Consider the following 676-nt stretch of genomic DNA (forward strand, 5'->3'; position numbering starts at 1 on the left):
TCAGGAAGGATGTCCGTCATGCCCTCACCACACCCGCCCGAGTTCCGCCGCCGTGCCGTCGAGCTGGCGCGTCAAGGTGACAAGTCATTCGTCCAGCTCGCCAAGGACCTGGGAATCAGCCGTTCCTGTCTGCAGAACTGGGTGAACCAGGCCGACACCGACGACGGCGAAAAAGCCGACTCCGGACGGCTGACGAGCGCGGAGAAGAAAGAGCTGGCCGAGTTGCGACGCCGTAACCGGCAGCTGGAGACCGAGACGAGATCCTCAAGCGGGCCGCCGCCTACTTCGCCAGAGAAAACGTCCTCCCAAAGTAATCTACTCGCTGGTCCGTGAACTCGCCGCCGACTCGATCCCGGTCGCGGTGGCCTGCCGAGTATTGAACGTCTCCACCTCCGGATACCACGACTGGCTGGGACGGCCCGAATCACCGCGTGCGCTGCGCAACAGGGAGCTGACGAAGATGATCCGCGAAATCCACGCCGAATCCCGCGGCAGCTATGGCTCACCGCGGGTCCACGCCGAGCTGACGCTCGGGCTGGGCGAGCGGGTGAACCGCAAGCGGGTGGAGCGACTGATGCGCCAGGCCGGCCTGCAGGGCATCTACCGGCGCCGAGGGCGCCGCAACCTGGTGAACACCGCGACGCAGGAGGACCTGGTGCAGCGCCGCTTCGTCGTC

General features: G+C 66.1%; 2 protein-coding genes. Both read left to right on the plus strand.

Annotated features, from left to right (window positions below):
- The coding region (locus tag AMA02S_RS41145) for a transposase (RefSeq protein ID WP_218005298.1) at positions 1–333 on the plus strand (333 nt) is incomplete at its 5' end.
- 43 nt (positions 334–376) lie between these two features.
- Positions 377–676: IS3 family transposase (locus AMA02S_RS39705; protein ID WP_157431177.1), on the plus strand; the 300-nt coding region annotated here is incomplete at its 3' end.

The sequence above is a fragment of the Actinomadura macra NBRC 14102 genome (assembly GCF_001552215.1).
Lineage (GTDB): Bacteria > Actinomycetota > Actinomycetes > Streptosporangiales > Streptosporangiaceae > Spirillospora > Spirillospora macra.